This is a genomic window from Vibrio sp. EA2 (assembly GCF_033042495.1).
In the GTDB taxonomy this organism is placed as follows: Bacteria; Pseudomonadota; Gammaproteobacteria; order Enterobacterales; family Vibrionaceae; genus Vibrio.
The window spans coordinates 751,495-765,497 of record NZ_JAWLID010000001.1 but is presented as its reverse complement, the minus strand read 5'-3'; the positions used below and the strand labels follow the sequence as shown (position 1 = coordinate 765,497).

The following is a 14,003-nucleotide window of genomic DNA, read 5'->3' as shown; positions in this document are numbered from 1 at the left end:
ATTATTGAGTCTTATCGGTTAAGGTGATTGGGAAAAGAGAATCTCTTCCCAACAGAATGGAATCAAGGTAGTGTTGCGGCACATTGAAGTAGTATCTATTCCAACCACTTACGTGAGTATGTGAAAGGATTACTTAGAGAACTGTATCTAAACTGATGGATAGAGTGAATTATGGAGAAGTTATGTATCGCGCCCACGTTTATTTTCCATTGCGACAGCAAGACAAAGCTCAAGCATTAAATGAGATCATTCGCCAAGAGCGTCAAGATGTATTGCGAGTATGTCCTTTGATCGGTCGATTACAAGGCCCTCATAAAATGCCAATGTTTGAGATACACCTGGAATCGCTAAGTGAAGAGTTTATCGCCTGGTTAGATGTAATTCGAGGTGACTTCTCGGTGCTGATCCGTCCCGTAAGCGAGCGAGAGTTACTCGATTATACGGAGAACGCGATTTGGCTTGGCCGAGAGTTAGGTGTGTTTGAAGAAAAATTAGAACCGTAATGATTCAGCAAAGTGGTTGTTAGTGAATAGATAAGAAGAACAGGGAAGTGACGTTTACGACCCCAAAACCATAAGCAGTGGAATCGACATATCAAAGGGGGAGGGTATGCTGACAATACTCCTGGTCGCACTTGCACTGTATATTTTTTGGTTACTATTTCGTAATGGCCCTGCTTTTGATGAGCCCGTACCTGCCCGAAAGCGCAGTTGGGTTGGCCCGACAGACAACAACGAAGAGTGGCAGGGTTACCGATTCGAGGTATTCCAGCCATTCAGCTCCCAAACCTCCTTTTATGCGATTGCCTATTTCGCTAACTTTATTGCAGCGCTTAACGCGATTTCGTGGTCAACGGTGTATGAGGGCGAATATCCCTTCATCATAAGCCGTTTTGGTAGTTACTTTGCCATCAATACCTATGATTCCTTGCTGGTGGCCGGATTTGTTGCGCTGGCCGTGTTTGTTATTAACTGGCAACTGGCGATGCATTGTGCCGGTATTCTCAGTCAATATTTGGTTCGTATTTTAATCATTAATCGAGCTCGCTTTGCCGCAGTGAGTCTGGTGTTCTGTAGCTATTTTGCTTATCTGCTCACCGTTGGTATTTTTTGGCTTTTCCACGATAGTTATACCATCTGGCATGGCTTAAAGCTGACGCCGGTTTTCTTACTGTTAGCTCTGATTGTCGTCGTTGCTTTGCCATCCAAGAAAAAAGAACCTGAAGAAAAACAATAACACGCTGTACAGTAGCAATTCACTCTGTGTTGGGTTAGCATTGCCGACCTTTTTTAGTCAGTGGGAGGATCTATGTTTATCGGCTTTGACTACGGCACTGCAAACTGTTCAGTGGCAAAAATGGAATCAGGCGAACCAGTACTGCTCAAGCTTGAAGAAAGTAACTATTTCATTCCTTCCACGCTTGCAGCACCGACGCGTGAATCGGTATCTGAGCATCTATTTCGACATCGAGATATTAAACCGTTCGATCAGGTTGGAGAACAAGTGCTCCGCCGGGCCATTAACTTAAATCGCGAAGAAAGCATTGAGCTCGAACCGGAAGACATCGATTTTGGTCAGGCGGCTCTGAATCGTTATTTGGAAGATCCTCGCGACATTTACTACGTTAAATCGCCAAAGTCATTCTTAGGTGCTTCCGGCCTACGTGATGTTCAACTTGCCTTCTTTGAAGACTTGGTTTGCGCCATGATGGATAACATCAAATCACAAGCAGAAAATGATGCACAGGAGTCTATTACCGATGCCGTTATCGGTCGTCCAATAAACTTCCACGGACGGGGCGGAGAAAAAGCCAATATTCAGGCGGAAGGTATCCTTTTGAAGGCTGCTAAACGTGCGGGATTTAAAAATGTCGAGTTTCAGTTCGAGCCTGTCGCTGCTGGCTTAGAATACGAAGCGACGCTAACTGAAGATAAGACAATCCTGGTGGTCGATATTGGTGGTGGTACTACTGACTGTTCACTGATTCAAATGGGGCCATTATGGTCAGGGAAAGCGGACAGAACCGCGAGTTTGCTTGCACACAGTGGTCAGCGTGTCGGCGGTAATGATTTGGATATTGCGATTGCGTTTAAGCAACTGATGTTCCCGTTTGGTATGGAGAGTAAAATGGAATCGGGTATCGTTATGCCAACGACCCAGTTCTGGAATCCCATCGCGATTAACAACGTCGAAGCACAGAATGACTTCTATTCACGTGAAAATCTTGGTGCGTTAAAGCTGCTTCATAAACAGGCGCAGGAACCAGAAAAGTTGAAGCGTCTGCTTGAGGTGTATCATGAATCTTTGGGCTACAACATTGTTCGTCGTGCTGAAGAAGCTAAAGTGGCGCTCTCTGACGAGGCTTCGTACCTTGCGGGTATTAATTTGTTGTCTGAGCTTATTGAAGTCGATGTTAAACGTGATGAAATGATCGATTCTATTCAATCTCCTAAGAATAAGATGACGGCGCTGGTTTCCGAAGCGGTAGACCAAGCGGGTGTGAAGCCAGACGCGATCTTCATGACGGGTGGTTCAGCGCGTTCACCTATTTTACGTGATGCTGTGCAGACGGTACTTCCTAATATTCCGGTTGTGAGTGGAAACTACTTTGGTTCGGTCACTGCTGGTTTAGCTCGCTGGGCTGATGTGTGCTTTAAGTAGTTTGTAACACGAATTAAAAAAGCCCGACCAATTGGTCAATGCCAATCGTTTAATAATCTTATCCGAGTCATTCCAGCGAGCCCTAGCGAGACTAGGAATCTAATAGCAGCGCGCTGAGTAGCGAATGAAATAACTTTGGCCATAAAGTATTCGGAAATTAGATCCTGAATCACGCTCCTTCGTCGCTGTTCAGGAAGACGAGAGACTTAAACATGCCATTCGCTGTTAAACGAATGGCATTAGACTGGTTGGTCGGGCCTTTTGTACTTATAAACCAATTAGTGATTAGTGGCTCATATGCTTTTCCATATGGCCTTTACTTTCGACAGCTACCTCTACATCGACTTTGCCAGCATTTTTAAACGTCAGTGTGACAGGGAAACGGTCGCCTTTCTTTAGACTCTGAGTCGGGTTAAAAATCATCAGATGAAAGTTTCCTGGTTCCAGTGCTACACTACCGTTTGCCGGTACGTTAATCTCATCAACCTTAACCATCTTCATTACACCATCTTCCATAATGTGGTTGTGCAGTTCGACACGTCCTGCGATAGGGGTTTCTGCCGCGATCAGTGAATCTTCAGCATCACCGTGGTTGTTGAGTTGTAAGAAGCCGCCAATCACAGGTGCATTTGGTGGCGCTTCACGGCTCCATGGGTGAGCAATGTGAATCTTGCCTGCTTCATATTCATGAGCAAGGCTGATTGGGCTCGCAACTAACGCGACAAGTGTAATAGCAAGAGTTTTAATCTGTTTAAGCATTGGTATTTTCCTTTTGATGGTAATGGCTTCCCCTTATCATCCAATTGGCGAAGGGGATTATTGTTTTTCTAATGGCCTGTTAAAAGATCAGGCAGGAAAAATACAAGGTGGAGATTGTTTCGGTGCGACATGCTTGTAAACCAGCCTGCCGCTCTGTGTAAAGTGATACGGAGTCAGCGCGTGTTTTACACGTCGTAACCAATTAATAGTGGCAAGATAGAGTCCAATAGCGCACAGCAAAAAGAGCTGCACGGCTTGAAGCAGAGGACACTCAAACTGAAAACCTTCATGTAAGTTGAGATTATGGATGAAGGGAGAGGCAGTGTGGTAGTTAGCTTCAATGAGCGTACTAATATCGACCCATTTAAAACCGTCCGCAGTACACAGCAGCACTTTTTCGTTCTGAAACTCGCTGAGCCAGTTTTTATTGTGGACTTGAGTTGGGTTGAGCACCGCGGTGGAAGCAAGATACAGCTGAAACAGCACGGCGAAGATGACCGCTATTGCGGCTCCGCGTTGTGTTTTCTGCGGTGTCTGCTCTTTTTCCATACGGCTTTTTTATTGATGTTGTTCGGCGCAGGATACTAACAAATAACCCTGCGAATGTAATGATAAGATTGAGAAAAAGTGATGTAACTGTGTTTTGTTTGTGTCTTGCTGATGGGGTGTGCATGTTTATAGACGCGATTGCTTACCAAAGACTGTATTCAATCTGCTGTCAGTACTGGGTTTGTCGAAATTGACTGGTGGATTTACGTGCTAGATTTGCGGGTTATCAATTCAAAATGAACATCTATTCTGCACTTGTTTGCCATTAACGGAAATATGACAGTAATTTAATACAGGATACGGTATTCTCTTCCACCTTTATATATGCCTCAGCGTGTCTTAGTCAGTTATTGGCCGCGCAATCTTAAGAAATTCCTCCAATGAAATACGAACAACAGATCGAGTTTCGATACCCTAAAGGCCGATTTGCCATGGTGAGTGTTTATGCATTTACAGGCGCGGCTATCTTGGCATCGACCATTTTTTCTCTTTTGCTGTTTTTGTCTATTGACGAAAACCCAATGATGCAGACCTTGTTTGGTGGTCTGGCTATCATATTCGAAGCTGGTAAATTCTATGCATGGTACGAGTATGGCGAGCGCCGAGCCCACAGAAACTATCCCGGTGCGATTACGGCGTTGGTGTTTTACTCCGTGCTTGCTGCGATCTCCATCGGTGGCAGTATTGGCGGGATAAATAGCGCTACAAATAGTGCTCAAAGCCATATTTCGGTAGAGCAAGCAAAAGTAGATGCGTTCAACCGTCAAATAGAGGCTATCGATAAACAGATCGAGCTGAACAATATCGCGGCTCAGAAATATATCGAGATGGAACGTATTGCCACAGGTGTAACGCGAATCCAACAACAAAACAAAACACTACGTGAAGAGCAGCAGAAGTTGGCGATGGAGCGCGACAGCTTACCGCCAGTGACTCAAGGTTCCGTTATTGGATTGATCGACAGCTTAGCGAAAGCATTTGGAACGAGCTCTCAGCATGCACAACTTGGGCTGGTTGTGTTCTTATCTATTTTGCTCGACTTCTTTGCTGCTTTCTTTGTTGGATTGATTGGTGAAGAGCAACGTTTTCGTTATTTCTATCGCCGTTACCATGGCGGTCAGTTCGAGACGATTCGTGATATTGAGCCTCAGCCAGCAGGTTATCTTCCTCATATTAAAGAAGAGCAAGAATCATTGGTGAATGAGTCGTCAGTACCAGAACCAACAGAAATTGATGAGCCTGAAGAGAAAAAAACCTTGTTCGAACAAGTCAGTGATGCACTCAGTACGCGTCAGATTACCTGTACTAAAAAGGCGGTAGCAAAGCAGTTTAAGTTATCAGCTGAAGAGGTAGATAAGGTGTTTGAAACGCTTGCAGAGCAGGGGCTGGTTGGTAAAAAAGCGAATCATCATTACCACTGGATTGGTGAAAAAGAAGCGGCATAGCGCCCAATCAGATATTTAAAAAAGAGCGTCAACGGACGCTCTTTTGCTATCTATCAATAGCGTACTGATCTAGTCCTTAGTGAGTTTTTTCGTCACGTCTTTTACTGTGGTTTTTTCTTTCTCTGGTGTCACCGCATCAACCGCTTTTCCTGCAATACCATCATCCGGAACTTTATCTGCTGCTGTATCTTTCAATGCTTCCTTAGGTGTACAGTGTCCACCCACACCAACCACCGCTTTGGTCGCTGCCGCTTTTACTGCCTTGCCTGCATCACAGTCGGGATCAAGGACTCCCGCATAAGTCGCTGCTGAGCCGAAAAGAAGGAGCAGCAGAGCTAGATTACATTTCTTCATCATTGTCACCGTGGTCAGTAAACATAAGTAAAGTGTAATCGAGATAGCTGACTTTGTGAGGAAACCTAGTCAACTCAGCAACGCCACCATAACCGTAAACCTCAGGCTGATGTATGGCTCATATTAATGCCTGTTTTGAACGTAACTTACAGTGAGACAAGAAAAAACGTTAATTTGGAGTAGACTCAATATAGCGAAATAAAAACTCAAGGAGTGGCTATGCTTTCATATTTGGTCAGCAGAAGCATTGAAATCAAAAAGTCTCAAAAAGAAATTATTGACTACCTCAAGGATTTTAGAAACTGGCCTAAGTGGTCACCTTGGGTCATTCTCGAGCCGGGCTGTGCGCTGAATTACCGTGGTGAACAAGGGCATGTCGGGGCTGCCTACGAGTGGGATGGTCAGCGAATCGGTTCTGGCTCGATTGTGCTAGAGAGTACCCAGGAGCATCGTTTGGATATGGAGCTGCATTTTTTCCGACCGATGCAAAGTAACGGAAAAGTAACTCTTTTAGTTACGCCGTCACAAAACGGTTGTTTAGTGGAGTGGCAGTTACATTCAGCTGCTCCGTGGAACCGATTTTTTCTCAAAAGTTTATTTAAGTCGATGCTTGAGATGGATTTCGATCGTGGTCTAAAGATGCTCAAAAGCCAATTAGAAACCGGGCAAGTACTTTCAGAGCTTGTCGAGATAGCAAATCGCAAACAGCCAACCGTTCATTATGTTGGTATACCGGGTTCTGGAACGATTCCCGAGTTGGGCACCATTATGAGTGAGCATATGCATCGATTAAATGAAATGGCAGCAGCTGAAAAGATGCCAGTGAATGGTGCGATGTTTAGTTACTACCTCTCGATGGATATAAAACAAGGGCAGTTTGAATTTATTACATGTCTGCCTGTCGATAATCCGATTTCCGTACCTGAAGGGTTTGTTACTGGGACCATTCCTGAGTGTGAGACATTTGTGGTAGAGCATCGAGGAGAATATCAATTACTGGGTAATGCCTGGGCGATGGCGAAGAATTTAACCCGTCAGAACGGGATTAAAGTGAAGAGTAAACCGCTTGGAGTCGAGCGTTACTTAAATAGCCTGGGAGAGACGGAGCTGGCGGAGTTAAGAACAGAGGTGATTCTTTTCGAAAAATAAACGTCTCTAAATAATGGTTACTTATGATTAAACTTTGAGTAATTGATTGAAAAATATGATTAAAATCCATGTCATTCAAATTTGAGGTCAGGATTAGTAAGAGAATATATGTTGATCAATATCACAAAATTCATTTCATTATCAAATGTGACAACTTACTGTCATAAAAACTTAATCTACGTATGGGTTGTAAAAAAACTTTAACTTAGACATAGTGTTATTAAGCCCTTGATAAAAGGCTTAATACAGCAAACAGGAGATTGCCTATGCACAATGAAATGATTCAACCTTCACACTTCGGCATTATTGGCCGTACTTGCATCGCCTCAATAATCATGATGGCGGGGATTTTCACTCTTATCTAATAGAGTTGTAGAACAACCCGTTTCTACAGAGAAAATGCTGCAAACTTCAGGGAATTACCTTAACCTTTAATAAGGTATTCCCCTGAACCTCAACTCATAAACCTCATTAGCTAAACAGTAACGCACTCACTGCCACAACGCCCGTCATCAAAACAAAGTAAGTGGATAGCTTGCCACGATACTTATGCAAAGACTCAATCTTATACACTGCGATCATCGGCATGATGAATAGGATCATTGCGATCACCGGACCTGAAAGCGCCTCCATCATACCTAAGATGCTCGGATTCATAATGGCTGCTATCCAGATAGAGATAAACAGCATAACAATACTCACTTTATCCGCACGGTGGTGAGATAGGTTTGAATTTTTCGTTAGTAGTCCATTCAGGCTTTCTCGAGCACCTAAAAAGTGGCCAAGGAAAGAAGAAGTGATTGCCACGAAAGCGACCAAAGGCCCTAGTGTCGCAATAAACGGATTGTCAGTTGCGTTTGCTAAATAGGAAAGTACGGATACGTTTTGTGCTTTCGCCTCAGTCAGTTGCTCTGGTGAGAGCGTTAACACGCACGAAAAAACGAACAGTAGTACGAATGCGATAAGCATGATACTGGTGCGACGTAAAATGGCTTCGGCTTTGAAATCCGCATTTTCACCGTAATGACGGCGCTGTACATTGGCGAAGCTTGATATGGCTGCGGCGTGGCTAAAAGAGAAAATGACCACGGGAACTGCCAACCACATCGTGTTTGCGAACGAAGAAGCTTCCGGTAGATCTAACACTGGCATCGTCCAGTTCGGCATTAGATAAAAAGAGAGAAAGGCGAGAATCGCAACTAATGGATAAACCATAGCGGCGAAGGCTCGTAACATAGCCTTCTCTCCAGCCATCATAATAGCAATCAAGCCAAATACGAGAACGCCTGAAAGCATAGGTCGGGGTAGCGATTCCATGCCTGCCTGGTTCAGCATAAAACTATCAACGGTGTTGGTAATTCCCACGCCATAGATCAGAAGAATTGGAAAGATAGACAGAAAATACAGAAGGGAGATCGCACGACCTGCTTTCGCGCCAAAGTGTTCTTCAACCACGTCTGTAAAGTCGGCGTTTTTAATCTTGGAAGATAACACAAATCGAGCCAATCCTCGGTGTGCTAGAAAAGTCATTGGAAAAGCAAGCAGCGCCATACTGACTAAAGGCCAAAAGCCACCAATACCTAAGTTGATCGGTAGGAACAAAATACCAGCGCCTACAGCCGTACCAAAGAGGCTAAGCACCCAATGTGTATCATGTTTTGACCATGGTGCTGTGTTTAACTCGCTATAAGTTAAGCTTTTTTGAGACTCTTTCACTGAAGAATAGCCTTTATATAAATAATAATGCGGCAGATGATATATTTATTAGTGACTTTAATCACATTGGTAAGGTGGTGAATCATACTGTAAAAGCGGCAATGTCGTAAATTATCAAACCATGAATATTTTCAAAAAGCAGTGTTATGTGTATGCATTTGGTTGTTTTTGTGGTTAAAAATGTCATTTTATTTATATTTTTTGGTTTTAGATTTTGTGGTTAAAGTTTAGACATAAAGGAATAATCTGGGGAGTAGATCTTCGATTAGAGTTAGAAAAGTAATAGATAAACGACATTCGAAAACTCGAAAGCAGGAAGTTAATGCCGTTTGTTTAATCGAGAGTGTCGTGTTTAAGTCTCCCGTCTTCCTTATCAGCGACAAAGGAGCAAGATTCAGGTTTTAATTTCCGAACACTCTATAGCTAGAATTATGTCATTAACTGCTCAGCGCAGTGCTAAGTGCTATTAGATTTCTAGTTTCGCTAGGGCTCGCTGGAATGACTCAGACAAAATCGATAAGTGACTGGTATTAAAAACAGAAAGTGGGAGTGTCTGTATCAAGATATCTGCACGATAATGAGTGCCATTTGCACTCTATCAGTGCGCAGTGTTCAGGGCATTAACTATTCGGAATTTAATAACTTGTTGTTATTTAATAAAAATAAAAGTTGGCATCCCGATTGCATTATAACAAGTGTTCATCGTTAACTCGATGTACCGCTCTCCTTAGCAGGCGGAGTAGCGGGATAGGGTATTACTTTTGTTAAAATGTACTAACAGCGTTTAAGTTGAAGGCAGTGCAGCCTCTCTCGATTCGGGAGAGGTTTTTTTTTGCATATAACATTGCTGGATATAAAGTTAATCTTGGTATCTCCAATTCACTTTCGACTAAGGTAAGCCTGTAGCGATACAGTCAATCCGCTCAACAAATTGGCTATTAAGCTTGAGGGAAAGAGATCTGCATTGATTGTGATAGCAAACGTGGTAAAACTAGGTTAAGCATGATGAAACAGATTAAAATCCGACAATACGAGGGAATATGAGTAGTATTTTGGAATGCATCCGAACGGTAGGGCGCGGAGAGCGGGGTAGAAAGCCGCTTAATTTTGAGCAGGCTTACCGCGTGATGGATGAATACTTAGACGATGAGTTTGATGATGATCAGATGGCGATGCTGCTGATGCTCATTCGGGTGCAGAATGAAACTCAGCAAGAAATTGCGGGCTTTGTAAAAGCATTCCAGTCTCGTATGCCTGCAATAGGCGCGGATATTGACTGGCCTTGCTACGCTGGTAAACGTCAAGCTGCGGGACAACCGTGGCACCTTCTTGCGGCAAAAATACTTGCAGATAACGGCTATAAAGTTTTGCTGCATGGTTATCATGATCGTCAGTCTGGTCGCAGGCATGCAGAAGACTATTTGAGTCAGCTCAATATTCACCAAGCCCAATCAGCGGACGAGGCGAAACGCGTTCTTGAGAAGGAAAATATCGTTTATCTCCCTTTGAGCGCTTTTGCACCGAAGGCTGAAAACATGATTGGTTGGAAAAATCGCTATGGATTAAGAACGCCGATCAACACGGTTGTTCGGGCACTGAATCCTGGGCAAGCGACCATTGGGATTCGCGGCAGTTTTCATCCGGGATTTCAGCAACTTCATGCGGAAGTTGAACACGAAATTGGCCAAACTCGTCACGCTGTTGTCTCTTTCAAAGGTCAATCCGGTGAATCCGAATATAACCCGAAAGTGAGCCAAACGGTTTGGCTAAGTCAAACCAGTGGTGTTACTTCTCATTACTGGACTGAGCAAATGCTTTCGGAAGTACCTTTGCCATCCATCTGTCCTTTTGTTACGGAAGAAGAAGACCTAACACAGATGGCAAATACCGTGATTGCGACGATGACGGTGGTGCTTTTTGCTGAAATGCAAGACCGAGAAAAAGCTTACGAACGAGCGTTTTCGATGTGGGAAAGTTATGTTCAAGAAGCGTAACAGATAACGTTTTGCCTGATAGATTAGGCTGATACAAAGATGCGCTATTTTCATAGCGCATCTTAATTATTGCGTGATTAGCTGACAGCAATCTACCATCAGGCAATCTTAGTCAGCCAGTTGTGCGTGTCTGGTGCTTTGCCCCACTGGATATCGTTAAGTGCTTGACGAAGTTTTTGCGCAGCTGGGCCAGCTTCGCCAGTACCAACTTTAAAATCCTGACCGTTATGGATAAGCGTACCGACAGAAGTCAATACCGCTGCAGTGCCTGAAAGCATTGCTTCAACGCCAGGTTTAGCGGCGCGCTCCAGTAGCTCTTCCACAGAGACTTCGCGTTCTGTAACGGTCATACCAAGATCTTTAGCAATCGTTAAGATACTAGAGCGTGTAACACCGTGTAAGAAGCTTGAGTCTAGGGCTTTAGTAATGATCTCGTTACCATCAACCAACAGGAAGTTCGCAGCACCTGTTTCTGTAATGTAGCCATTTGGACAGAAAAGAACTTGGTCTGCCTGGTATTTTGATTTTGCTTCTAATGTTGGCGCTAACGCACTCGCGTAGTTACCACCACTTTTGATCATACCCATGTGTGGCGCGCAACGTTGGCCCGTCTCATCTAGCAGTAGACGTAGTGCATGAGCACCACCAGAGAAATAATCACCCACCGGAGAAAGCAGGATATAGAGCATAGATGAAAGTGATGGCGCTGCTGCTTTACCAACGGCTGCCTCTGTACCAATGTGAGTTGGGCGAATGTACATTGAGCCTGGTGGCAGAGGCACTTCAGATGAGAACTCAGATACAATATCAATAATCATTTTTGATACTTGTTCTTTATCAATCTCGGGTAAAGAGAGTAGCTGACTACTTTGTGCAAAACGCTCTACGTTTTGATCCATTCGGAAAATGTGTACGCTGCCATCTTCGTGACGGAATGCTTTTAGACCTTCGAAGCAAGTGCTTGAGTAATGCAATACGTGAGCGCCGGGATGAAGTGAAATACTGTCTGATGTAACGATCTGTGTGTCAGACCATTGATTATTTTCAAATGTTGCTAATGCCATCCTAGGCATAAACTCAGTACCAAAAGCCGCCATTATGACTCCTTTCTTATTCAAATTATCAAGCAGATAGATCTGCCTTGTTCAATATGCGTGTTTGCATTATATGTTCTTAAACTTTGTACGTTAACAAGTAATTAACGACTGTATGCGATCTCATGTGCCAAAACGTAGCTCTGAACGTCATAAATTAGCATAAAGAGTGTTTCAATCAGAACCTTACTCGTATCACACAAAATTAGTTTGTAAGAGCATCATGAATGGAAAGTGTGAGAACAGCAAGCAGAATGTCGCATGCAATACGGAGAGATATATAAATTGTCCCGATCTCAAGATAATCAAAGCCAATGACCCGTATATTAGGTGCCTTTTGTTCGTTTCCTTATCACCCGTTGCGGTGATTTTTGAGCGATTGACTACCTCGTCGCAAGAGAATTTTATTAATAGATCTATAGTTAAGTCGATTTCCCTATAAAATATAAGGAGAAGGCGTATGGGATCTTTTCTCGTTTTTAATTTCGACGGCACAGGTAATGAACCAGAAGATGCGAAGCAAGAGGTAAAATATAAGGCAAAACAGGAAGATGATAACATCAGTAATGTTCTCAAACTTCATTTGATGATGGGCGGTAATCTATTCCTGAGTGGAGAGCAGTATGGACACTCAACTCAAAACACTATTGATCATTGTTTTTATTATCAAGGCGTTGGTACAAATGGCAGTTGGGTTAAACGGGCGATAAATCAAGGGTTAGCGTTGGAAAGCTGCGATGTGGCTTCGATACTTAACAAAGCCAAAGCCGATTTTAATAAACACTACAAAAAAGGCGATATTGTGCTAGCTACCGGGTTTTCTCGCGGGGCGGCATTGGCACGCCGTTTCGTTGGTCTGATTGCGAAAGAGCATCCTGGCGTGACCGATAATACCAAGCCATTCGTTTTCCTCTGCGTGTTTGATACGGTCGCAAGCATTGGGTTACCCAACTTGAGTACCGCAAGCAGGCCTGATTATGATGTTGTATTTGAATATGGGTGCACCTTATCACACATAGTCAAACAAGCGATCCATATGGTTAGTCTGGATGATAAACGTCGGGCATTTCAGCCAACGTTAATGAACTATGATCCGCAGAGGATCCATGAAATTTGGTTTGCAGGTGCTCACTCTGACGTAGGTGGAGGTTACTACCGTGACGGTCTATCGGATATTACGCTCAGTCATGCGATGAAATGGCTTGAGTATATGACCAGATATCATTCTCTTCCGGCAATACAGTTTAAATTTCCTACTCAAACCGATATCGATAATGCCTGTCCTAAGAGATTAAAAGGTATGATCGGTCTTGACGATTTGCAGCGTAATCCAAATTCGTTAGGCAAAAATCATCAGCAGGATAGGTGGCCGATTGTCGATTGGGTGACGTTAGATGATCGCCGCTGTTGTGTCATTGATAGAGATAAAATCAATGAGGGATTGTCACCTGTTATACATTATGCCGTCGCTGAACGCTTACATCGCGATGATGATTACCGCCCTAAGTCTCTAACGAACAAGCGTCATTATCTTTGGTATGACTTCATCAACCCTCCAGTAGAATGTCCAAGCTACACTCAGCATATTCATTATGCAGCGGTAAATTGGGAAGAGTTGAACGTTGCTCAATCAGTGGAACGAATTATTGATGCTGACCGGTTCTATAACTTTACTGGCATAGTGGTTAAACAAGGAGAGGAATACGAAATACGGGTGAGAGACGGGGATGTATGGCATGACGGAAAGGACATTAGCTGTGACGGTGATGGCTGGAACTTAGATCAGGTACAACTTGGGTTAGCTGAGCTTCCTATTCGAGCAATGAAAGGACTACGAAGAGTGCCGAGCTCTGACTGGTTTACGCTGTGTGCTGTAGTTGATAGCGATGATGACAGCGCGAGAGCAGTTGGGCAAAATGGGGTTTATCGAGTCACTAAAACAGGTGAACTTCAGTTTTTTGCCAACGACTTGACGTTTAAATACGGTAACAATAGTGGCAGTCTACGAGTCAGAATAGAAAGGATTAAATAACTTACTCTAATTTCGACAAAAAGCGGGGGGTGGGGCTGTGCTGTATATGTTTTAGTAGGCCAGCCTTATTTTTAATTTGTAGATTAGAGTAAACATGAGCCCTTTAATTATCATATATTTAATGACTGTCCGTTTTATACGTATTCACTCATAATTATTTTCATTGGATTATGCAACTTAAGTTATATAAATGTCAATAAGTGGTCTAGAATAGTAGGTACTACTTTTATTATTACTTAATAAATTATAT

At 43.4% G+C, this 14,003-nt stretch carries 12 protein-coding genes; 7 read left to right on the top strand and 5 right to left on the bottom strand.

The features are described from left to right. Positions 1-182 precede the first annotated feature (182 nt). The 3 genes from RXX31_RS03430 to yegD all read left to right on the top strand — a co-directional run bounded on the left by RXX31_RS03430 (position 183) and on the right by yegD (position 2,661). Positions 183-503, top strand: coding sequence for a DOPA 4,5-dioxygenase family protein (locus RXX31_RS03430; RefSeq protein ID WP_317587706.1), 321 nt, complete (start codon positions 183-185; stop codon positions 501-503). 106 nt (positions 504-609) lie between these two features. After that, positions 610-1,236 (top strand): hypothetical protein, encoded by a 627-nt coding sequence (locus RXX31_RS03425; RefSeq protein WP_317587705.1) that lies wholly within the window; start codon positions 610-612, stop codon positions 1,234-1,236. Positions 1,237-1,308: 72 nt separating this feature from the next. Next, a complete protein-coding gene (yegD, locus tag RXX31_RS03420) occupies positions 1,309-2,661 on the top strand; it encodes a molecular chaperone (RefSeq protein ID WP_317587704.1) in 1,353 nt (450 codons plus the stop codon). Positions 2,662-2,946: 285 nt separating this feature from the next. Here yegD and RXX31_RS03415 read toward each other — a convergent pair whose 3' ends face one another. Together RXX31_RS03415 and RXX31_RS03410 are read right to left on the bottom strand one after the other, a co-directional pair. After that, the gene (locus RXX31_RS03415; RefSeq protein ID WP_317587703.1) at positions 2,947-3,420 is read right to left on the bottom strand and encodes a copper chaperone PCu(A)C; all 474 of its coding nucleotides are present in this window, start codon (positions 3,418-3,420) and stop codon (positions 2,947-2,949) included. An 87-nt stretch (positions 3,421-3,507) separates the two neighbouring features. Continuing rightward, entirely contained in the window at positions 3,508-3,969 is a 462-nt protein-coding gene (locus RXX31_RS03410; RefSeq protein WP_317587702.1) for a hypothetical protein, read from the bottom strand. A gap of 380 nt (positions 3,970-4,349) precedes the next feature. On the opposite strand from RXX31_RS03410, the gene RXX31_RS03405 reads away from it, so the two are divergent. Further along, on the top strand, positions 4,350-5,414 hold the full coding sequence (locus RXX31_RS03405; RefSeq protein ID WP_317587701.1) for a Preprotein translocase subunit SecY: 1,065 nt from the start codon (positions 4,350-4,352) through the stop codon (positions 5,412-5,414). 69 nt (positions 5,415-5,483) lie between these two features. Here RXX31_RS03405 and RXX31_RS03400 read toward each other — a convergent pair whose 3' ends face one another. Next, entirely contained in the window at positions 5,484-5,768 is a 285-nt protein-coding gene (locus tag RXX31_RS03400) for a hypothetical protein (RefSeq protein ID WP_317587700.1), read from the bottom strand. A gap of 219 nt (positions 5,769-5,987) precedes the next feature. On the opposite strand from RXX31_RS03400, the gene RXX31_RS03395 reads away from it, so the two are divergent. Next, the gene (locus RXX31_RS03395; RefSeq protein ID WP_317587699.1) at positions 5,988-6,917 is read left to right on the top strand and encodes an SRPBCC family protein; all 930 of its coding nucleotides are present in this window, start codon (positions 5,988-5,990) and stop codon (positions 6,915-6,917) included. A 471-nt stretch (positions 6,918-7,388) separates the two neighbouring features. On the opposite strand, the gene RXX31_RS03390 is transcribed toward RXX31_RS03395, so the two are convergent. After that, the gene (locus RXX31_RS03390) at positions 7,389-8,633 is read right to left on the bottom strand and encodes an aromatic amino acid transport family protein (RefSeq protein WP_317587698.1); all 1,245 of its coding nucleotides are present in this window, start codon (positions 8,631-8,633) and stop codon (positions 7,389-7,391) included. 1,040 nt (positions 8,634-9,673) lie between these two features. On the opposite strand from RXX31_RS03390, the gene RXX31_RS03385 reads away from it, so the two are divergent. Beyond that, positions 9,674-10,627, top strand: a complete 954-nt coding sequence (locus RXX31_RS03385; protein WP_317587697.1) for a glycosyl transferase family protein — start codon at positions 9,674-9,676, stop codon at positions 10,625-10,627. A 98-nt stretch (positions 10,628-10,725) separates the two neighbouring features. Here RXX31_RS03385 and RXX31_RS03380 read toward each other — a convergent pair whose 3' ends face one another. After that, on the bottom strand, positions 10,726-11,724 hold the full coding sequence (locus RXX31_RS03380) for a branched-chain amino acid aminotransferase (protein ID WP_317587696.1): 999 nt from the start codon (positions 11,722-11,724) through the stop codon (positions 10,726-10,728). A 457-nt stretch (positions 11,725-12,181) separates the two neighbouring features. On the opposite strand from RXX31_RS03380, the gene RXX31_RS03375 reads away from it, so the two are divergent. Next, positions 12,182-13,753 carry a DUF2235 domain-containing protein gene (locus tag RXX31_RS03375; protein ID WP_317587695.1) on the top strand — a complete coding sequence of 524 codons (1,572 nt, stop codon included), beginning with the start codon at positions 12,182-12,184 and terminating at the stop codon, positions 13,751-13,753. The last annotated feature ends 250 nt before the right edge of the window (positions 13,754-14,003 follow it).